The organism is Acinetobacter sp. NIPH 542 (assembly GCF_000369825.1).
GTDB lineage: Bacteria > Pseudomonadota > Gammaproteobacteria > Pseudomonadales > Moraxellaceae > Acinetobacter > Acinetobacter oleivorans.
In genome coordinates this window covers 143890-164445 of sequence record NZ_KB850209.1, presented here as the reverse complement: position 1 = coordinate 164445, position 20556 = coordinate 143890, and the positions used below count along the sequence as shown (strand labels likewise).

Sequence of the window (20556 nt, the reverse complement as noted above, 5' to 3'; positions counted from 1 at the left end):
ATTAATTTTATAATTCAAAATCTTACTTCCTTAGACTATTCTTATATATTCAATGCATTATTTTACAATAGCTTCAATTCGATCAAGCTCCCACACCCCACCTGCTGCCAAGCCTTTGCACATCCCTGTCCACATATCTTTTGTGTGTACAAAACTCTTGCCGTCCCATACCCATTCTTCACTTGCCCAGCAATCGCCTATGCCTCTTCCTTTTTGAGCACTACTAATAATACCGCTATCGAAATCAGAAGCTGTTTCTGTCACAAACGTTGCTTTACCAGTCAAAGACTCATCGAGCACCCATGCCCCATACCCTTCGTTATAAGCCCCTCTCCAACACAATGTAGTCGCCAAAACTTTCTTATTGGTTAGTTTATATAGCTCGATTTCTTGTGGTTCAGCTCCATCACTATTACCGCCATAAATTCCTTCACAAAAGTCTTCTTTAGGATTCGGATTAGCTGCCATCAAGCTACGGTGTATTGCTTGATACTGCTTGCTTTTCGGTTGTAGCGTTAAATAAGGTTTGTCTGTAGTTTTAATGCGTTTAACAAGTAGTTTTGGCTCAGGCATAAGTACTTTAGCTTCATTGGCACTTCCCTTTTTAACCAAAGCACCAACAGTCCCAATACGCTTCTGAAAATCATCCATTTTTAATAGCACAGCGGTCATTCCTGCATCGGAAATTTTCCATTGATGTTGAGCATTTTTAAATACAATTTCAGTTTTCTGTTTAGACTGCTGTAGTACAGCGTTGACTTGTGAATTATTCAATTTCCCCATCAATGGCAAATCGGTACCATCTATAGTCACAGCGCCTAAATCTTTGCCATTTACATAAAAATGAATATTTTTAAGCTGATTGGCTGGCAAACTTTGCTCATAGTCTGATAAAGCAAACTCAGCTTGTACAGGTTGTTTTGGCCCTGCTTTACGTGTTAATAAAATTGAAGCTGGATTATCACCATTGTCTTCATTTTGATAGCCTGCAGCTTTACATGTACCCGTATTGCCACAAGAGATTTCCCATTCTTGGTGTGAAAATGAAATACCTTTTATGTCTTGAGCAAAACCATAAGAACTGATGACTGATAAACAGCAAATTGAAAGGATTTTTTTCATTTTTTCATGTCTCTGCTGGTCTGTTTTATTATGAGGTTAAAAACAGTTTTAAATTTTGAATTACCTTACAGTTTAAAAGAATATGTTAGATTTATATAAGATTTAAATTGATTACTTTCTAAAAATGAAAAAATTAAATTTTCTATTATGCACAGCATTGATCAGCCTAACTTCAACTGCTTATGCAGAAGTAAAAAGCTTTACTCCCCATTTCCCAAAGTTTTATAGCTCTGCTGCAACCCGCAAAGCAGATAATCAATTCTACGCTCTAGGAGAGGCAAAGTTTTTAAACGGCGTTACAGTCCCGTTTTATGGGGTTACAGCACAAAGCCCAACAGAGAATGGTTTACTTAAAGATTTTGAAACCTGTACACCTAAAAGTTGTCGTTTTAATTTTAAACTCGATACTCAACATGCAAAACAACTCAAGCTTCTTGCATTACCTGAAACAGGTTTAGTACTTGTTCCCAAAAACTGGCAAGATGTACAAGCAAATGCAGGCGCTAATGGGACTGGTTTTGCTCTAATAATGAGTACAGATCAAAAACAAGCAATAGAACTCTATGATTCTTCATTTTGTGTTGGCTGTGGACTACCAAATGCAACGCTTTATTTTCCTGAACTGTTAAAAGAAAGTCTTGAAAATGAATTCGGTGGCTATAAAGACCCTAAAAAAATCATCAATATTGTTCATCCTTCTAAAAAAGTGGCTTTTTTTAGTTATCAAATTCCACAAGTGAACAATAAAACGCATGGTATTGCTAAATATGATGATGAAGACACTTTTAACTATAAAGAGATTCAAGTCACCTTAGATAAATCACAACAGTCATTGGTTGGCCCTATCCTTAATTTTTATAATACAACCCATTAATCCAATGCTTATAAAAAACCCGCTTTCGCGGGTTTTCATTTATTTATGCAATGTTGATTCAAAAGCTTTTAAACGCTTGTAAATCGAAAGTAATTCAATAATTGTTGGCCAAGACGTAATAAGATATTGAAACGACTTACGAACCTGTTGGAAAACATTAAGAATTTGCATCATAACACCTAAAGTAACAACACCTGCAGCAATTGAAGGCGCTAATATAAAAATGCCATAAAGATTATCTAATTGAAGGTACCATATACGAACTAAATTAAAATAAGCATAATGAAAATACAATCTAAAGTAGTTTAGCCTAACCTTACTGAATAATTCCTTTAGTGTTATCGGATCAGCCCTATCTGAATAATCTTCCCCATATACTAACTCTTTACGATATGCCGCTTCGACTTTTTGATTATTAAACTCTAATCCTGGTAGTTTATATCCAACTAACATGAGTATGACTGTTCCTAAAACAGCCCAACCAATTGCAGCAATCATTAAAGCATGAGGAATTTCTCCTACAACAGGTAAAACTTTTATATGCGACGATAATTGCAAAAGAATTGGTAAGAAGGCAATTAAAGTCATAATTGCTTCGATAAAACTAACACCTAAACTTTCTGAAGTTTTGGCAAAACGCATTGTATCTTCTTGTACACGCTGAGAAGCCCCTTCAATAAGTCGCAATTTAGCCCAGTATTGAGTATAAAATTCATTCATTGCTGTTCGCCATCTAAAAATATAATGGCTTACAAAAAATAAATTTATAACCCCTATTGTTACATAAACCATTGCAATATATATGAACGTCAGCATTTCAGTATATAACTGAGCAACCTCTCCACCACCACTTGATACCATTTTTTGAATCAAATTATAAAATGGTTGATACCAAGCATTTATTACTACATCAACTTGAACACTGAACCAGATATTAAATAAAATAAATGCTGAACCCCAGATAGACCATCGCTGCCATGGATTATTGGAAATAATTTTCCAAAAACCAGCAAAAAGTGTTGTGGAGACTAAAAACCAGAGATAGAACCATAAAAATGCAGGTGACCAAAAACGGCTTACCCCAATAGGCAACTCAGCATCTGCATAACCATGAGGAAAGCCTAAATACTCTCCCCAGTGATCTCCCCCCGTATACCAGAGCACCATATTTAGCGCGAGCCAAATAACTACAGATATAAAAAAATACCGTGGTGATGGAAAAAATGATTTGAACATTGAGCGTGGATATCCTTATATTTCTTCAAATTTACAATGGAAGGAATACTAAAACCTAAACCTTAAAATTGTGAAGGGCAAAGTTTAGAGAATTGTCAATTTTTCCCGTTTCATTGAAGGATTTGATCGTTTTTTTGTAAATTAATCCCTTTTTGGCAATTTAATCCATTTAAATTACCTTGTATATGACTCTCAATAGAGCCATATACGGCTTTTATAACACAGCAATATCAGAGATTAAATCTCTTCTTTACGAACAATATAGCCTTCCAACTGCATTGCCTGAATGAGTAAATCTAGGTCTGAAGCGCTTTTAAGCTCAACATCGACACTCACGGCACTTTCTTTGGCACGGCTTGTCGCTGCAAAGCGTTCATGACGCAATTCATAAATATTACCGCCTTGCTCAGCAATAATTGCAGTTAAACGGGCTAAAGCACCTGGGTTATCTGGTAATTCAACACGAATACGAACCATACGCCCTGTACGCGTTAAATGACGTTGCAATACAGAGACCATAACGCGTGTATCAATATTGCCACCAGACAGCACTACACCCAACTTATGACCTAAAAATAGATCAGGACGAGACATGATTGCAGCAATACCTGTCGCACCAGCCCCTTCACACACTGTTTTCTCAATATTAAGTAACAGTGCAATTGCCTCTTCAATCATGTCTTCAGTAACAACAACAATGTCATCAACGTATTGTTTAGCAACTTGAGTTGTAAGCTCGCCCGGAGTTTTTACCGCAATACCTTCTGCAACGGTAGAGCCCATTGAAACGGCATGCTGATAATTGCACAGAAGTTTCGCCATACTTGGATATACAACCGATTGCACCCCAATCACTTTAATTTTGGGATTGATAGCTTTAGCAGCAATCGAAATACCAGAAATTAGACCACCACCGCCAATTGGCACAACTAAAATGTCTAGTTCAGGAACAGCTGCGAGCATTTCGAGCGCAATAGTTCCTTGACCTGCAATAATTTCTGCATCGTCAAATGGATGAATAATTGTTAAAGATTCTTCTTGTGCAACACGGTGCATTTCAGCAGCAGCTTCAGAAAAGTCTTGTCCATGTAAAATGACTCGTGCCCCATATTCACGCACTCGTTGTACTTTTACATTAGGTGTCGATTTCGGCATTACAATAGTTGCTGTTACGCCTGTGCGCTGAGCATGATACGCTACGCCTTGCGCATGATTTCCTGCCGAAGCTGCAATAACACCGTGTTGTTTTTCTTGGTCAGATAAACACAACAGTTTATTCAGTGCACCCCGTTCTTTAAAAGAAGCTGTAAATTGTAAGTTTTCAAATTTCAGCCACATCTCAGCCCCTAAGGTTTTAGAAATGGTTTCTGAGAAAACAAAAGGAGTTTTTACGACTAAACCTTCTAAACGCTCTGCGGCAGCATGAACATCATCTAATGTTGGAAACCCATTTTTAACCTGTTGCTGTATCATTTATCTAGTCAGCCTCAATACATTACAAATCAATTATTTTTTAAAAATGACGTCAATATTTTATATTGGTCATCAGAGTTTTCAGCATATCCAACATATACCTAATATACAAAAATTTTTATTCCAAAAATTAAGGATTTAAATTCACATAAAAAAAAGCCCTACTCAGGCTTTTTAATTAATTTTCAAATAATTAACATCAAATTATTGAGTTTGTGCACTTAACCCTTCAGTAGACATATTCTGTTCAGCTATTTTTTCATCAATAGCAAACTGAATATCGGAAAGTTTGGCATTGGCTGCATCGATACCAGATTTCATGGTAGCTTCACGGCCTTTCACATCAAAAATATGCGCTTTTTCTCTTAAATCTGGCTGAATAACAACATCCGCATATTGTAATTCTTCTGCCGCCAAACGACCTTGCATAATATTAATATTCTGGTTAAACAGTCCCCAGACATTCGATGTTTCTGTGTAAATCGGCTGAGCTAAAATATCAACGGCAATAATGACATCAGCGCCTAAATCTCGTGCGACTTCAACTGGCACAGGGCTCACTAACCCGCCATCTACATATTCTGATTTTCCAATTTTAGTAGGTACAAACATACTTGGAATCGAAGCAGATGCTCTTACCGCTTGCCCCGTATTACCATAGTTAAATACGGTTTTAGTGCCATGCTTTAATTCGGTTGCAACCACATACATTGGGATTTTCATTTTTTCGAGTGGGATGTTGTTTACTTGCTGGTTAACGTAGTTTTCTACTTTTTTACCATCAAAAAAACCTTTTAGTCCAATACTAATATCACGCACATCGCCAGCTTTCATTTTTAAAGCAGTATCCCGTAATTCAGCAGGACTTTTACCACTGGCATAAAGTGCTCCAACAATACTACCGGCACTGGTACCTACAATAAAATCTGGTCGGATACCATGTTGTTCCAAAACCTCAATGACACCGATATGAGCATAACCTCGTGCTCCACCGCTACCCAATACGAGCGCAACCACAGGACGTTTTTGCTGTTTTTTAATTCGTGCAAATGGCTGATCAACAGAGCGAGCATAAGCCTCTGCTGTTGGTGATTTGAGCGCAGCAGATAAGTGTGTAGTGGTCTGGCATCCTGCCAACACCATAGAGAGTCCGAGAACCCACAATTTAAGCTGTTTCATGGCCTATCTTCGCACTATGAGGTTTAAGTTCGGATTGCAATTTTAGTTGTTAGTCTCGTTAAAAGCTGTATTGAATTTATTTAATTTGTCATGTTTAAAATTTAGACTCAAGTATTTTATTTATCCCGCTTATGAAAAAGGCCCCTTATTTATAAGAGGCCTTTTGTAACTTACCAGATATCTGAATCAACTTTCTTTTTCAATTCCGGATATTTATCAATTTTAAACTCAGGCTCTTTAATGCCTTTTTTCAATTGTTCACGGTAATCTTTCAACAATGTGCGTGCCATCGGCGTTAACAGTAAGATTGCAATCAAGTTAATGGTTGCCATGATACCCATAAACAAGTCAGCCATAGACCAAACGAGTGGAACACTACCAATTGCACCGAAGTACACCATCACCAATACAAAAATACGGAAGATGAACATGACTTTCGGGTTGTTATTAATAAACTGCACATTACCTTCTGCATAGGCATAGTTACCTAGTACAGCTGAATAACAGAATAAGAATAATAGAACAGCAAGGAAGTCAGATCCCCAATGCCCAACTTGAGTTTCTAAAGCACGTTGAGTTAATTCAACACCGACAAAACCTGCATCTTGGTAAACACCAGAAACCAAAATAATGATTGCAGTACTTGTACATACAATGAACGTATCTACAAATACACCGAGCATTTGTACCAAACCTTGGTTTACAGGATGTTTTACATCAGACGCAGCCGCTGCATTTGGTGCAGAACCCATACCAGCTTCGTTAGAGAACAAGCCACGCTTAATCCCTTGCATCATTGCCATTGACACTGCCGCACCAAAGAAACCACCTGCTGCAGAATTAAAATTGAAAGCTTCAGTCACAATCAGCTTTAAAATATCAGGCAAAATCGCATAGTTACTGATTGCAATATAGAGAGCAACAGATAGGTAAAGACCTGCTTTTAAAGGTACAAACATCTCAGCAAATTTAGCGATACGCTTAATACCACCAAAAATTGCCAATGCAACCATAACGACAAGCGCAATACCAACCCATGAAATTTCTAGATCAACGCCACCTAAATGAGCAATAACATTGGCTTTATCCCAACCCCAAGCATGTGAAGATGCATTAGCAATCGCGTTGATTTGAACTGAGTTAAATACGAAACCGTAGGTAAAGATCAATGCAAGTGCGAAGACCACACCAAAGGTTTTACTGCGCAAACCTTGAGTAATATAGTAGGCTGGTCCACCACGGAACTGTTTACTCTTACTATCTCTAACTTTAAATAGCTGAGCAAGCGTAGACTCAATAAAAGCAGAGCTCATACCAAGAACAGCAGTTACCCACATCCAGAACACTGCACCAGGACCACCAATTGCGATAGCAATTGCTACACCAGCAATATTACCTACCCCAACACGGCTTGCAAGGCCAGTTACAAACGCCTGAAAAGGTGTAAGACCATGCTCATCTTCCCCTTCTGTACGACTACTTTTCATCACTCGGATACTTTGCAAGAACATGCGAATTTGCACAGCTCCTGTTAAGACCGTATAAAAAATACCTACAGCTAGCAAGAAAATAACCAAAAAGTCCCATAAAGGGTCATTAAAAAATTTTACCCACGACATCAGTGTGGCATTGAGTTGTTCATTCATACTCGGTCCGCTTACGTTCCTTGCTAATGTGCTAAAAGCACATGCCAAAATACTGCAATAAACAAAAAAGCCCCTAGAAACCGGGACTTTTCAGTAAATTCAAGAAAAAACTTTTAATGTCAATTGAATAGCAATTACCGTCACAAGTTTAAGCAACATCATGCCCAACACTAAGCCTTTGAAGGTTGCATGAGAGAAAGCGACCTTCAGATAAAAGAATATCATTGCGCTACTGAACTTTTCCGCTTTCGGAAAAACAGTATGCATCGACTCAGCTACAAACTTGGAAACTAACAAATGACCACCGCTAAATAAACTCGTCTCATGATTCCCATCAGTTAAGCGAGTTTTACAAAATCTGGATTTAAGCCAATAAGCATATTTACATATACTTTTGAACAAATGTCTAAACTGGATATAAATTTCAAAGACTGTAACGAGCCATCGCCATAACGCGACTATCTGCGCCCTTTTCTTCAAGATCAAAGAAGAGTGCGTTTAGACCTGTACTAAGCTGTTGTATTTTTTGTGGCTTAGTAGCTGCTTGAGTTACGTTCATTTTCATGGTTGCAATGGTAATCGCCAATCCTTGTTTCATGAACTGCTTGTTGATGAGTGGTAAACTCATGTAAAGCTCCTATACCTCGTGTATTTCTCCATTTCTGCATCTAAATCCTTTTTGTAAAAGAATTTTGTTTGCAGCCAGCATTTCCTAACGTGAGTATGGAGAAATCATACCTGCGTAAAAAAGTCGGTATTATGCAGAAATTTAAAGTTTTGTGTATATTTTTCATTAAAATTTTATATAAAAAATGGCCATATTTTATATAAAACTATCCGTTTTGTACTGTTTTTAAACATATTATACCTTTATTTCAATTGAATATTTTTCACCCACTCATTGTTATGCTTTTATTTTTATAACCGACAAAATCACCCTATTTTGTCTATTTAAATCTAAAGTGGCATATTCGAATTATAATTAATCAGACAATATGTCTAGACTAATTAAATTATCATACCTGTAAGCATATCTCTTTTCTAATATTTTTTGCTTATAAATGAAGTACTTTCAAAGTATGAAAGTAAGCTTCAAAAAGTATGAAATATTTAAGAAAAAGATGTAGGAGTACTCATGAATCTGGAACAAGTTCGTCTCGTTGATGAAGCTATCACTTCTCGACATTCTGTCCGCGCTTTTTTAAATACTCCAATTGAGTCAGAAGTCATTAAAGATATATTACAAGTCGCAAGTCGAGCACCTTCTGGAACAAATACTCAACCATGGAAAGTCTATGTGGTAACAGGCAATAAGCGTGATGAAATGGTAGAGCGTGTTTGTGCAGCACAAATTGAAGTTTCAAAAAACCCAGAGCTTGCAGAAAAATATAAAGAAACCTTTGCCTATTATCCTGAAAAATGGATATCGCCATTTATTGATCGCCGCCGTGAAAATGGTTGGGGACTCTATGGTCTACTTGAAATCAAAAAAGGCGAAAAAGAAAAAATGGCGGAACAGCAGTTACGTAATTTCAAACTGTTCGATGCTCCAGTCGGTCTTTTCTTTACTGTAAATAAAACGATGGGAATCGGGTCTAAAATGGATATCGCAATGATGATCCAGAACGTGATGGTTGCTGCTAAGGCACGTGGTTTAGATACATGCCCACAAGCAGCTTGGAACCATTTTCACCCTGTTGTTTTAGATATCTTGGGTGCATCAGATGATGAAGAACTCGTATGTGCAATTGCGTTAGGCCATGCTGATCCCAACCAGATTGTAAATACCTTTATTACCCCTAGAGAACCAGTTGAAAATTTCGCAGTTTTTCTAGACGAATAATATATAAGTGGCCATTCTCTTAAACTTATGAGAATGGCTTTATTGCTACTTGTTTCGTCGCTTTTAATACGACAATAAAACCGCTCAGTGTAAATAGCACCATCATCACCCCCATATTGAGCGACGCAGACCAAATAAGGAAATTAAGTAATACACCACCTAAAAGGCCACAAGCGAATTGCATACTTCCCATGATTGCACTCGCTGTCCCTGCGCGAGCGCCTTGCTTAGACATTGCCAACGCCATTGCATTTGGTCCTGTTAAACCAATGCCTGAAATCGCTAAAAATAGCCCTAACATAACAAGCCATAAAGGCGCTGCTGGGATTAAACCAGCAATTAATACAATGCTTGCTCCTGTTACTTGTACCACTGAACCAGCTCTTAAACGTTTAGTGATTTCAACACGTGTTGTTAAGTGCTTATTTAAAGATGACATCAGCATAATGCCAAAAGCATTTAGTCCAAATACGTAAGCAAACTCTTGCTGATTGAGTCCGTACTGGTCCATGAAAACTGCTGGTGCCGAGCTGATATAACAAAATAGCGCTGCTCCTGTTAAACACCCTGCAAACATAGGTAAACGGAAGCTCGTATCTTTGAAAATAGCCCCATAGAGGGTCACTACTTGATATGGTGAAAGCTTAAGCCTTTTATCAGTTGCCAAGGTCTCTTTAAAAAAGAAATGTACACACAACCAACATATGACGCCGACAATTGAAAGGGCAATAAAAATAGCTTGCCAAGGGAACCAGATTAAAATCCATGCTCCAATCATAGGTGCCAAAATTGGTGCAAGCCCCATTACAATCATCATGCTTGAAAAAGCTTGTGCCGAGCCTTGAACGTCTAATTTATCGCGTATTGCTGCACGAGCCATGACCACACCAACACAGCCACCTAAAGCTTGCAAAATACGAGCAGCAATCAAGCCCCATTCATTTGTCGCCAATACGCAAAATAAGCTTGCGACCGCGTAAAGCGCGAGGCCAAAGTAAAGTGGTTTTTTTCTACCAATACGGTCGCTTAGAGGACCATAAACCAACTGTCCAACAGCTAAACCAAAAAAGTAAGCTGGTAATGTATTTGCCACCATTTGCGTACTTACCCCAAAATCATGAGCCATTTGTGGCAAAGCAGGTAAGTACATATCGATGGATAATGGCCCTAAAGCCGTAAGCAAAGCGAGCAGCATAATCCAGCCAATAGAGTATTGACGCTGGGCTGTTTGTTCAGACATAACGATATTTCATTTTTCAATCATTTGCATACAGACAAGCTTACACTGTCTATCGTATGATTTGTGCAACATTGGTGTAGAAATACACAAATCCTTTATCACTCAGGTTGATCAGCAAGGACTTCCTTTGAAATCTTGGTTTAAACGCCTAAAAAGAGCGACTTATAACACAACATTTATGTATAACGTGCGAATGCTGATAGCCTTTTCAGGAACTGCTTTCGTGCCTTATTTTTTAGGCTATCAATTAGCAACCATTCCACTCACTTTAGGTGTAGTCGCAGCAGGTTTAAGTGATATTGATGATCGCTTTTCCGTGCGAATCATGAACCTGATTTATACTTATATTGGGTTCTTCGTTACCGCTGCTTCAGTACAACTACTTTTCCCCTACCCTATGGCTTTTGCTTTAGGGTTAATTGCATCATGTATTGGCTGGATTTTACTCGGTTCATTAGGACGTCGTTACGCAACCATCTCTTATGGCTGTTTAGTTGTTTCAGTCTATACCATGCTAGGTGTTCACCTTTTTGATCATTGGTATATCCAACCTGCTCTTTTAGTTGCAGGTGCTGCGTGGTACGGCCTTATTGCTACTATTAGCTTTTTATTATTTCCGGTTCGACAACTACAAGACAAACTGGCTGCATCTTATGCATCTTTAGGTGATTTTCTTTTTGCAAAATCAAATTTTTTTGATGTAGATATGACCCCTGCCAGCTATCAGCAAAGTATGATCGAGCTGTCGTTAGAAAACGGTAAGTTAATTACGATTTTTAATGACTTAAAAACAGCTTTACTGACTCGTTTAAAAGGCGACCGTGGACAAAAAGATACCCGCCGAAGCTTACATTATTATTTTGTTGCTCAAGATATTCATGAACGTGCTGACTCAGCCCATATTGACTATCAAAAATTAGCCAAAATTTTTCAACACAGTGATATTTTATTTAGATTCCAACGAATTTTGGCAGTTCAAGGTAAAGCTTGCCAAGAGTTAAACGAATGTATTTTGCAACGTAAACCTTATAACCATAATAAAAGGTTTAAACAAAGCTTTGAAAACCTACGCCTCTCTTTAGAAAAGTTACGTCGTGATCAGCATTATGACCTTTTATGGGTAAATGCTCTTTTCGCTTTATACCAAAATTTAAAGTCTATCGATTCCCAGTTACTCAACTTGGAAACTGAACAACACATTCAATCTGATAAAGTAAAACAAGCCGAGAACCAGCTGAAAGATGATGATTTACAAGGATGGAATGATATCGTCATCCGAATAAAACAAAACTTAACTCCTGAATCTGTGCTGTTCCGCCATGCAATTCGTGTCTCAATTGTTTTGTTTATTGGATATGTGTTTATTCAAATGACCCATATTGAATATGGTTACTGGATTATGCTTACAGCTCTATTTGTAAGCCAACCCAACTTTAACGCGACCAAGCGCCGCTTACGCCTACGAATTGTTGGGACGTTAGTGGGTATTGTTGTTGGACTTGCGATTATCTTCTTAATTCCTTCGACGGAAGGACAACTATTCATGTTGATATTAAGTGGAGTCCTGTTTTTTGAATTACGCAGTAAACAATATGCACAGGCAACTGCCTTTATCACCATTTTGGCATTAATTAACTTTAATCTAGATGGTTCAGCAATGGCTGCTGCCATTCCTCGATTTGTAGATACTTTAATGGGATGTGCTTTAGCTTGGTTTGGGGTGACCTTTATTTGGCCTGACTGGAAATTCCGACGTTTGCCTCGTAACATCAGACGCTCACTACAAGCTCAATGTAATTATTTAGCCGAAGTTGTCAAACAATATCATGAAGGCCGTAATCATGCGCTAAATTACCGAATTGTACGTCGAGCTGCACATAATACTGATGCTGAAGTTGCTTCACTTATTTCAACTTTAGCAACTGAACCAGACTTTGACCCGACTCGTAAATCCGATATTTTTGAATTTTTATGTTTAAACCATACATTTTTAAGTTATATCGCGGCACTTGGAGCACATCGAGAAAACATTCAGGATCAAGCTGTCCTTAAACTATTAGACCAAGCCCTTGATGATATTCAAGGTGCGCTATTAAGAGACGAAATGCCTGATCTTACAGCACAAAATATGCTCCAAACGATACGTCAACGTTTAAGCCAAAATGATGAAGATGACCAAAAATCACTCATTATTTTACAGCAGCTCTCGCTCATGCTTGGTGTATTGAACCGTTTTAGTATGTTAAAACAACGTCTAAGTCATGATCTTGATAACGATGCCAGCGAGCTTGCATCGTTATAAATTTGAGTCGGAAATTAGTATGAAATTGGCATAATATCCGTTCCTGACTTATGCCAATTAGTGCTAAACTTAAAACAGTTTACAATTTGTTATTTGCACTATGACCGCGAAAACTTTATACGCTTATACGCTTCAGCCCGTTCCATATGACGTGTCAGAAGCTGAACAACGTAATGCACAGCTTCTTATCTGGCGCAGCACTAATAAAATCAGCACAAAAATTTGGGCAATTATGGGTGTCGTTTTAGCCCTAGCTATATTAGGTCTTATTTTTATTAAGAACTACTCTACTGTTTTTTGCTGGGTTGCTATTGTCGCTGTAGTACTTTACTACCTAGGTCGTAAATACGGATTAGAATGGTACGTTAAACGCAAAATGAATGAATTTCCAGTACAGGAAATCAAAGGTATTCGTTTAGGTGTACAGCCTCATGGCATCGTTATGCGTCAGCAAATGGGCCATCAAGAAGGCGTAGGTACTATTGGATGGAAAAATATCTACGAATGGTACAACGCACCTGATTTCATTTTGGTTAATTTCAAAGTGAAAGATCCAAAAGGTCAAGAGCAGCAAGGTGCTTATATTCTACCTAAGCGCATGGATTCTAAGAACTTCTCGTTCAACACGATTCGCACTCACTTAAAAGAATCTGTAGGTGAACCAAAAACCTTGTAATTCTAGATTCTATAAAAAGCCTCCTGATGGAGGTTTTTTTATTAAAGTAAAAATAAATGATAATGAAAATTAATATTATCTCCAAAATCCATATTATCTCCCCAATCTTCGGCTATACTTCGTTACAAGATCTCCATCATATTTACATTTTCGACCATGTTTAAAAAAATTTTATTTCAAATTCATTGGTTTCTGGGTATTACTGCTGGCCTCATCTTATCCATTATGGGTGTAACAGGTGCAATTTATTCTTATGATCAACAAATTTTAAAATGGGTGAATTCTGATAGTTATGTTGTTCAAGCTGAAAACTCTCCAAAATTAACTCCTGCTCAGCTATATCAACATTTCAATACAACTCAGCCTGAAATTAAAATTAATAGCATTACGATTGCCAAGGACCCCACCTCTTCTTCTGTTGTGAATATTGAAAAAGAGGGTGAACGCCGTGGCTACAATATGATGGTTAATCCATATAATGCTCAGGTTCTGCCAGATGTAAAAGGCCGAAAGTTGTTGTTACTCATACAGCAAATTCATCGTAATTTAACAGCTGGTGAAGTTGGTAAACAAATTACTGGTGCATGCGCACTCATGTTAATTTACTTTGTACTCAGTGGGTTATATTTACGTTGGCCTAAAAAGCATTCTGCTCGTCAATGGCTCGCTGTTAAGCCGAAGTTGAAAGGCCGAAATTTTATTTGGGATCTACATGCTGTTGTAGGTACGTGGGTCATTGTTTTTTATCTTCTTTTCGCGTGTACAGGTCTATATTGGTCTTATGACTGGTGGCGTAGTGGCATGTTCAAAGTGATGGGAGTTGAACAACCTAAACCACAGGGTCATGGTGCCACTCCTCAAAATCGTGGAATGCAACAAGGTAAACAATCTGACCGTAATAAGGATAAAAAATCAGAGCCTCAATTAGATAATACTCAGCTCATTACAGCACTTAATCAAACATGGAGTGGCTTCAATAGTCAGGTCGGGCGTGATTATTCGACACTAACATTGAACTTACCGAAAAAAGATGATGGAAAAGTTGAGTTAAGCTTTGTCGATGCTACGCCGCAACATGAGCGTGCACGTAACCAAGCCATCTATAATTATCAAACTGGTAATATCGAAAAGATGGAGCTTTACGAAGATAAAAAGCTTAATCAAAAGATCATGAGCAGCATGTTACCAGTGCATCGTGGTAGTTTCTTTGGACCAATTTATCAGTTTGCTGCCATGCTTGCTTCATTGGCAATGCCTTTGTTCTTGGTTACAGGATGGATGCTTTATCTTAAACGCCGTAAACAGAAAAAATTAACACAGGCGGCTCGTCAGTCTTTAGCTGGACAATACATTGATCTAAATGCGAAACCTTGGCTTATTACCTATGCAACTCAAACAGGTGTAGCCGAACAACTCGCTTGGAGTACAGCAACAAGTTTACAAGAAGCTCATCAACCTGTTCAGGTTATACCTGTACAGCAGCTAACACAGTTTGATTTAGAGCAGCATGAGCAAGTTCTATTTGTGATCAGTACTTATGGTACTGGTGATGCACCAGATCTCGCCACAAGCTTTGCTAAAAAGCTTTTAAAAGCAGATCTAGATCTTAAACACATTAACTATGCTGTTTTGGCATTAGGTTCTAAAGAATATCCTGATACTTATTGTAGCTTTGGGCATGTGGTAGACCTCTGGCTTAAAACTAATGGTGCTCATGCCCTCTTTAGTACAATTGAAGTTGATAATGCAAACTTATCCGATATTCAAAACTGGAATCAGGCACTCGCGAAAGCAACTAAATTAGATTTGCATGCGGTAAATTTAGAAAAAGTATTTGATACATGGGTACTGCAACAACGTGACCTACTCAATCCAAATAGCTTAGGTCAACCTGCTTATAATATTGAGCTTAATGCAAAGCACGAAGCACTATGGCAAGCGGGTGATATTGCTGAAATTCAACCTGGCAATAGCCCTGAACGTATTCACGACTTTTTGCAGAAGCATCATATTCTTAAAAACACAAAAGTTGATTCTTTACAGATTTCAATCGAAAAAGCTCTTTGGAATAAAGATTTAACGGGCGAAATTGAACCATTTGCGAATCTGGACCATTTATTAGAGCAGCTCCCTACTCTACCAACGCGAGAGTATTCGATTGCGAGTATTCCTTCTCAGCAAGTCCTTCGTTTGGTTGTACGCCAACAATATGATGCGTCTGGTAACTTAGGTTTAGGTTCGGGTTGGCTTACTCAACATACGCAAGTTAATAATGAAATTGCCTTGCGTATTCGTACCAATGAATCATTCCATCTTATTGATGATAACCGCCCTATTATTTGTATTGGTAACGGAACAGGTATTGCTGGCTTAATGAGCCTATTACACACCCGTACACGTCATGATTACACTGAAAACTGGTTAATCTTTGGTGAACGTCAAAGAGCCTGTGATTTCTTCTATGAATCAACTATTGAGGCATGGAAAACCACAGGAATGTTAAAACGCCTCGATTTAGCATTTTCGAGAGATCAAGAACAACGTATGTATGTTCAAGATGTAATCCGTCAGAATGCAGCAGAATTAGTAAGCTGGATAGAACGCGGTGCTATTCTGTATGTATGCGGTAGTATTGATGGTATGGCAAGCGGAGTTGATCAAGCACTTATCGAAATTCTGGGTGAAGAACAGGTAGATGATTTAAGACAACAAGGTGGTTACCGCCGTGATGTTTATTAAAGATTAATAAAAACAAAAAAACCGAGTAATAGCTTAAATGCTTTACTCGGTTTTTTATTGCATTCAGAATGATTTTGCATACACTGTCTGCAATTTAAATTGCAACTCTAAGCACAATGCAAGTCAGTAAGTGGATCCGTATTTTCCTAGCAATCATTGGTTCGATTTTATTTCTAGATGGATTAGTTTTAATTTGTCTCAATAAAATTAATGTAGGCACAATTATTCCTTTCATTTTAGGTACTTTCTTCTGCCTATATTCTTTATTTTATTATCATTTAGAACGCTTTTTCTTCTACCACTATCGCTTACATACATTTTGGCGTTTTGGGTGGCTATGCTTCTGGATATGGCTAATTGGCTTAGGCTATTTCTTTAGTTTTATTAAAGAAAATAAAGATACTTCAGATAATATTCCTCCAGTAAGAGCAATTATTGTCTTAGGAAGCGGTGTCGAAAATGGCCAACCATCTAAAATTCTTGCAAAACGTTTAGATACAGCTGCCCCTTTAGCGCTTAAACAACAGCAAGCAAAAGTTGTTTTAACAGGTGGTTTAGACTTTTCAGAAAAAGAAAGCGAAGCATTAGTGATGTCTCGTTATCTTCAGCAAAAGTATCATATTGCAAAAGAACGGATGATTCTTGAAGATAAAAGTACCAGCACTGAGCTTAATTTGAAAAATAGTCAACCACTATTAGCACAGCAGCACATTAACTTAAACCAACCAATTGCTATTGTGACAAGTGATTTTCATATTCCTAGAGCAGTAGCAATTGCAAAGAAACAGGGCTATACCCAAGTTTATGGAGTAGCAGCCGAAACACCTTTAGCTACTCGCTACAATGCATGGTTACGTGAATATTTCGCGTATGCGAGTGGATGGCTTCTAAACGAATATTAAAAGTAATTTAGTCGAAAAACTGCTATTCAAAAAAATAGCAGTTTTTTTATTTGCCAAAATATTAGCAAGCAGTACAAATATAAAGTCGATCTAAGCTGAAGATAATAAATTGCAGATTAAATTCTTATATTTAGTCTCAAATGAAATAAATTTAATGAGGATCAGGAACCCATCGAAGGCATAAGTATAGAAGTACTAAAGTTAAAAAATTGAAATCAATAGAAAAATAACTCGAAGGAGTAAAACTTTATTTTTTTAGAATAGAAAATTGAAAAATATATCTAGTCACATAGTAAATATGTTTACATGTAAGCAAAAGATATTTATGGAAGAATTAATTTAGGAAATTAAATTTTCTGAAAGAAATAATGGTGGGCGCTGACGGGATCGAACCGCCGACATTCTGCTTGTAAGGCAGACGCTCTACCAACTGAGCTAAGCGCCCTTAATGAGAAAAGATAGCGAATGTATCTTTATACTCTACATTCTCTAGACAAGGGAATCAAGAGAATGGCGCAGCGGACGGGGCTCGAACCCGCGACCCCCGGCGTGACAGGCCGGTATTCTAACCAACTGAACTACCGCTGCACTACAATACTTTAAAATAAAGTATGGTCACATATATGGTGGGCGCTGACGGGATCGAACCGCCGACATTCTGCTTGTAAGGCAGACGCTCTACCAACTGAGCTAAGCGCCCCAGAAGAAAACTAATTATTCATTAATTTTTTGATTTAAAACTTTTACATTTCAAACCTTCTTCCAAACACAACCCGAACTGAAAAGTGGCGCAGCGGACGGGGCTCGAACCCGCGACCCCCGGCGTGACAGGCCGGTATTCTAACCAACTGAACTACCGCTGCACTTTCACAATGTCGAAATTGTGGGGTAAACGATGTTAAGTCTTAAGTGGCGCAGCGGACGGGGCTCGAACCCGCGACCCCCGGCGTGACAGGCCGGTATTCTAACCAACTGAACTACCGCTGCACTTGAGAGCTTAACGTAAAGGCTTGGTGGGCGCTGACGGGATCGAACCGCCGACATTCTGCTTGTAAGGCAGACGCTCTACCAACTGAGCTAAGCGCCCTTAACGTCTTCATCGTTTGTGAGGTGCATTATAGAGAATCTTTAACAGGTGTCAAACGCTTTTCGACTTCTTTTTAAAAAAATGCGAATGAATGATTAAAAATAAGTCATTATTAAGTAAAAAACAATTTTTTGTATTTTATTTAAACACTTATTTCAATATTTACCACATTTACACAGCTCATCAAGATTAGATAAAACTTGCTCTCAGGCTAAAGATTGTTCGGATAAATAAACTAATGCATCTTCAGCAACTAAATCAAATAGCTCAATGATTTCTTCATTACGCATTCGAACGCAGCCATGTGACATTGGCACCCCCATTGGTTGCGTGTCTGGAGTTCCATGAATGTAAATGTAACGCTGCATGGTATCGTGGCCTTCGCCTTTATTAAAACCTTCTTCTAGGCCATCTAACCAAAGAATACGGGAAAGTATCCAGTCTCGTTCAGGATATTGGGTAGCTAACTCAGTGCTATAAACCTCCCCCGTTGGCTTACGTGCAATAAAAACTGCATTTTGTGGGGACTCGGCACCAATCTTCTTTGCTACTCTATGCCATCCGCGTGGTGTTCTACCCGTATTTTCCTGCTCACCAATTCCATTCTTTCCTGTAGAAATGACATAAAACTTATTATGTTTAGGCAAAGTTAATGTTTGTTTTGCTAAATCGATAAGAACATCAGCATCTTCGAGCTTAAATTGAGACATTGAACTTATTCTCTTATATCAACTCAAATACATTGAGCTTAATTAAAAACTTGTTGTAAGGACTTCACTTGCACTGGAAATAAAAGATTATCAATCTTCTTTTATCTACGCGCAGTTTCACCACTTGTCTTGCGCCAAAATAAAAGATTATCAATCTTTTATTTTGGCTCAGGCCGTAGCCATAACCAAACTGCAACGATGAACATAGTAAGATCAGTAAAAACCTTGACTAAAAGTGGTGCTGAAGTGAATAGCATGATAATTCCGCTAATCGCCATCATTATGCTTGCAATCCACTTCGCTTTACGAGGCACTGTGCCATTGGCTCGCCAATCACGTAGCGTTGGACCATATTTAGGATGATTTAACAACCAATTATCCATTTGTGGCCAGCCTTTTGACGCAGCCCAAGCAGCCAGAATCAAAAACACTGTTGTTGGCATACCTGGTAAAATTGCTCCAATAATGCCTAGCGTGATAAAAATCACGACTAAAGAGCGCCAGAACAATGTTCGCATATATAAACCTTAACCTGCTGTTAGCGTTAGTATAAAGTGTTTTTCTAATATTTTTTGTTGATCCGTTATGAAATTAGGATGAATTACTTCGAGTATTAAATGTATGAATATTGCGTCAGTTAAAACGTCCTATTTCGAGCCATGGCTTCAATTTCAACACCCTATAGTGCGACAGCTCGCTTTTTGTATTGCTAGTCCAAATTTACTTTGTCAAATACCAAAAAGTCTATGTATACAACATCTTTTTAAGCTACATACAAGTGAGTTTTGGGAAGTTCATTTTCAAAACTATTTGCCGCGTTTGAAAGAGCTTGATCAAACTCCAGAGCCTTTAATTCAGTTTCTATCCCAGCTTAAAAGTACACGCTTAGGTTTACGCTTTGAGCATCTACTCTGGTTTTGGTTGCAAGAGGATCAGTATCACTCCTATCAACTATTAGGACATAGTATTCAAAAAATTGAGGGAGCAAAAACTTTAGGAGAACTAGATTTTTTAATTTTAAATAAAGGAACTCAAGAAATTGAACATTGGGAGGTAGCCTTAAAATATTATCTCGGTGAGGCAGATTTACATTTAGAACAATGGATTGGCTTAAACCGTCAGGATACTTTAAGCAAAAAGCTTTATCACTTTACTAACAAACAATTTCAGTTTCCTGAAGCCTTAGACTTCGAAATTCAACAACGTTTTTCGGTTTTAAAGGGTCAACTTTATCTTCCTCAAGATTTAAATTTACAACAGCCCTTACCTGAATGGATAAATTTACAGCGTCGTTTAGGGTATTGGGGCACCACAATTCCCCATTCTTCTTTTTATCGATTAGAAAGACAGGAATGGCTGTGTCCAAATAAACAACCTAGTTCCGCCCCAGCACATTGGTGGACAGATGGTTTATATTGTAAAAATGGTCAGGAAGTTCTGTTTTATATGTTTAGACACCCTTCATATTTAAAATTTATGTCCAACTTCCAGAAATTTAAATAATTAACAATAAATTTAAGATTCTAG

At 37.9% G+C, this 20556-nt stretch carries 17 protein-coding genes and 6 tRNA genes; 7 read left to right on the top strand and 16 right to left on the bottom strand.

Annotation, left to right across the window (positions count from 1 at the left end; all coding sequences use genetic code 11):
• Positions 1-57: 57 nt before the first annotated feature.
• Positions 58-1122, bottom strand: coding sequence for a DUF1176 domain-containing protein (locus F886_RS19010; protein WP_005309863.1), 1065 nt, complete (start codon positions 1120-1122; stop codon positions 58-60).
• A 124-nt stretch (positions 1123-1246) separates the two neighbouring features.
• Between F886_RS19010 and F886_RS19005 the strand changes: the two genes are divergently transcribed.
• Positions 1247-1996: a DUF4850 domain-containing protein gene (locus F886_RS19005; protein WP_005309860.1), complete on the top strand. Its 750-nt coding sequence runs from the start codon at positions 1247-1249 to the stop codon at positions 1994-1996.
• Between the two features lie 39 nt (positions 1997-2035).
• On the opposite strand, the gene sbmA is transcribed toward F886_RS19005, so the two are convergent.
• The 6 genes from sbmA to F886_RS18980 all read right to left on the bottom strand — a co-directional run bounded on the left by sbmA (position 2036) and on the right by F886_RS18980 (position 8158).
• Entirely contained in the window at positions 2036-3232 is a 1197-nt protein-coding gene (gene sbmA, locus F886_RS19000) for a peptide antibiotic transporter SbmA (protein ID WP_005309857.1), read from the bottom strand.
• Positions 3233-3469: 237 nt separating this feature from the next.
• Positions 3470-4705, bottom strand: coding sequence for a threonine ammonia-lyase (locus F886_RS18995; protein ID WP_005309854.1), 1236 nt, complete (start codon positions 4703-4705; stop codon positions 3470-3472).
• Between the two features lie 204 nt (positions 4706-4909).
• Positions 4910-5884 carry a patatin-like phospholipase family protein gene (locus F886_RS18990; protein WP_034591610.1) on the bottom strand — a complete coding sequence of 325 codons (975 nt, stop codon included), beginning with the start codon at positions 5882-5884 and terminating at the stop codon, positions 4910-4912.
• Positions 5885-6054: 170 nt separating this feature from the next.
• Positions 6055-7530: an alanine/glycine:cation symporter family protein gene (locus tag F886_RS18985; protein ID WP_005309848.1), complete on the bottom strand. Its 1476-nt coding sequence runs from the start codon at positions 7528-7530 to the stop codon at positions 6055-6057.
• A 99-nt stretch (positions 7531-7629) separates the two neighbouring features.
• The gene (locus tag F886_RS20315; protein ID WP_107881224.1) at positions 7630-7797 is read right to left on the bottom strand and encodes a hypothetical protein; all 168 of its coding nucleotides are present in this window, start codon (positions 7795-7797) and stop codon (positions 7630-7632) included.
• Positions 7798-7954: 157 nt separating this feature from the next.
• Positions 7955-8158 (bottom strand): hypothetical protein, encoded by a 204-nt coding sequence (locus tag F886_RS18980; protein ID WP_005309845.1) that lies wholly within the window; start codon positions 8156-8158, stop codon positions 7955-7957.
• 507 nt (positions 8159-8665) lie between these two features.
• Between F886_RS18980 and F886_RS18975 the strand changes: the two genes are divergently transcribed.
• Complete coding sequence (locus F886_RS18975; RefSeq protein WP_005309843.1) at positions 8666-9373, top strand: nitroreductase; 708 nt, start codon at positions 8666-8668, stop codon at positions 9371-9373.
• A 25-nt stretch (positions 9374-9398) separates the two neighbouring features.
• On the opposite strand, the gene F886_RS18970 is transcribed toward F886_RS18975, so the two are convergent.
• Positions 9399-10613, bottom strand: a complete 1215-nt coding sequence (locus F886_RS18970) for a multidrug effflux MFS transporter (RefSeq protein ID WP_005309840.1) — start codon at positions 10611-10613, stop codon at positions 9399-9401.
• Positions 10614-10740: 127 nt separating this feature from the next.
• Between F886_RS18970 and yccS the strand changes: the two genes are divergently transcribed.
• From yccS to F886_RS18950, 4 genes are all read left to right on the top strand, one after another.
• A complete protein-coding gene (gene yccS / locus F886_RS18965; protein ID WP_034591608.1) occupies positions 10741-12915 on the top strand; it encodes a YccS family putative transporter in 2175 nt (724 codons plus the stop codon).
• 100 nt (positions 12916-13015) lie between these two features.
• The gene (locus tag F886_RS18960; protein WP_004789292.1) at positions 13016-13591 is read left to right on the top strand and encodes an SdpI family protein; all 576 of its coding nucleotides are present in this window, start codon (positions 13016-13018) and stop codon (positions 13589-13591) included.
• Positions 13592-13747: 156 nt separating this feature from the next.
• Positions 13748-16330, top strand: a complete 2583-nt coding sequence (locus F886_RS18955) for a PepSY domain-containing protein (protein ID WP_005309831.1) — start codon at positions 13748-13750, stop codon at positions 16328-16330.
• 116 nt (positions 16331-16446) lie between these two features.
• Positions 16447-17232, top strand: coding sequence for a YdcF family protein (locus F886_RS18950; RefSeq protein WP_005309828.1), 786 nt, complete (start codon positions 16447-16449; stop codon positions 17230-17232).
• A gap of 369 nt (positions 17233-17601) precedes the next feature.
• On the opposite strand, the gene F886_RS18945 is transcribed toward F886_RS18950, so the two are convergent.
• The 8 genes from F886_RS18945 to F886_RS18910 all read right to left on the bottom strand — a co-directional run bounded on the left by F886_RS18945 (position 17602) and on the right by F886_RS18910 (position 19547).
• Positions 17602-17677, bottom strand: a tRNA-Val gene (locus tag F886_RS18945).
• Positions 17678-17743: 66 nt separating this feature from the next.
• Positions 17744-17820 (bottom strand) — tRNA-Asp (locus F886_RS18940).
• 36 nt (positions 17821-17856) lie between these two features.
• Positions 17857-17932 (bottom strand) — tRNA-Val (locus F886_RS18935).
• A gap of 86 nt (positions 17933-18018) precedes the next feature.
• A tRNA-Asp gene (locus F886_RS18930) sits at positions 18019-18095 on the bottom strand.
• A gap of 47 nt (positions 18096-18142) precedes the next feature.
• Positions 18143-18219: transfer RNA gene (locus F886_RS18925), tRNA-Asp, on the bottom strand.
• A 24-nt stretch (positions 18220-18243) separates the two neighbouring features.
• Positions 18244-18319: transfer RNA gene (locus tag F886_RS18920), tRNA-Val, on the bottom strand.
• 206 nt (positions 18320-18525) lie between these two features.
• A complete protein-coding gene (gene elsL, locus F886_RS18915; RefSeq protein ID WP_005309824.1) occupies positions 18526-19029 on the bottom strand; it encodes a cell wall-recycling L,D-carboxypeptidase ElsL in 504 nt (167 codons plus the stop codon).
• 158 nt (positions 19030-19187) lie between these two features.
• Positions 19188-19547: a YbaN family protein gene (locus F886_RS18910; protein WP_005309821.1), complete on the bottom strand. Its 360-nt coding sequence runs from the start codon at positions 19545-19547 to the stop codon at positions 19188-19190.
• Positions 19548-19650: 103 nt separating this feature from the next.
• On the opposite strand from F886_RS18910, the gene F886_RS18905 reads away from it, so the two are divergent.
• Positions 19651-20532 carry a DUF1853 family protein gene (locus F886_RS18905; RefSeq protein ID WP_005309817.1) on the top strand — a complete coding sequence of 294 codons (882 nt, stop codon included), beginning with the start codon at positions 19651-19653 and terminating at the stop codon, positions 20530-20532.
• Positions 20533-20556 lie beyond the last annotated feature (24 nt).

What these genes read in the sequence shown, in the direction of transcription:
- F886_RS19010 (WP_005309863.1), bottom strand. Translation starts at nt 1,122, where the DNA reads ATGAAAAAAATCCTTTCAATTTGCTGTTTATCAGTCATCAGTTCTTAT.
- F886_RS18910 (WP_005309821.1), bottom strand. Translation starts at nt 19,547, where the DNA reads ATGCGAACATTGTTCTGGCGCTCTTTAGTCGTGATTTTTATCACGCTA.
- F886_RS18960 (WP_004789292.1), top strand. Translation starts at nt 13,016, where the DNA reads ATGACCGCGAAAACTTTATACGCTTATACGCTTCAGCCCGTTCCATAT.
- F886_RS19005 (WP_005309860.1), top strand. Translation starts at nt 1,247, where the DNA reads ATGAAAAAATTAAATTTTCTATTATGCACAGCATTGATCAGCCTAACT.
- sbmA (WP_005309857.1), bottom strand. Translation starts at nt 3,232, where the DNA reads ATGTTCAAATCATTTTTTCCATCACCACGGTATTTTTTTATATCTGTA.
- F886_RS18990 (WP_034591610.1), bottom strand. Translation starts at nt 5,884, where the DNA reads ATGAAACAGCTTAAATTGTGGGTTCTCGGACTCTCTATGGTGTTGGCA.
- F886_RS18955 (WP_005309831.1), top strand. Translation starts at nt 13,748, where the DNA reads ATGTTTAAAAAAATTTTATTTCAAATTCATTGGTTTCTGGGTATTACT.
- F886_RS18905 (WP_005309817.1), top strand. Translation starts at nt 19,651, where the DNA reads ATGAATATTGCGTCAGTTAAAACGTCCTATTTCGAGCCATGGCTTCAA.
- F886_RS20315 (WP_107881224.1), bottom strand. Translation starts at nt 7,797, where the DNA reads ATGCATACTGTTTTTCCGAAAGCGGAAAAGTTCAGTAGCGCAATGATA.
- F886_RS18950 (WP_005309828.1), top strand. Translation starts at nt 16,447, where the DNA reads ATGCAAGTCAGTAAGTGGATCCGTATTTTCCTAGCAATCATTGGTTCG.
- F886_RS18995 (WP_005309854.1), bottom strand. Translation starts at nt 4,705, where the DNA reads ATGATACAGCAACAGGTTAAAAATGGGTTTCCAACATTAGATGATGTT.
- elsL (WP_005309824.1), bottom strand. Translation starts at nt 19,029, where the DNA reads ATGTCTCAATTTAAGCTCGAAGATGCTGATGTTCTTATCGATTTAGCA.
- F886_RS18980 (WP_005309845.1), bottom strand. Translation starts at nt 8,158, where the DNA reads ATGAGTTTACCACTCATCAACAAGCAGTTCATGAAACAAGGATTGGCG.
- F886_RS18975 (WP_005309843.1), top strand. Translation starts at nt 8,666, where the DNA reads ATGAATCTGGAACAAGTTCGTCTCGTTGATGAAGCTATCACTTCTCGA.
- F886_RS18970 (WP_005309840.1), bottom strand. Translation starts at nt 10,613, where the DNA reads ATGTCTGAACAAACAGCCCAGCGTCAATACTCTATTGGCTGGATTATG.
- F886_RS18985 (WP_005309848.1), bottom strand. Translation starts at nt 7,530, where the DNA reads ATGAATGAACAACTCAATGCCACACTGATGTCGTGGGTAAAATTTTTT.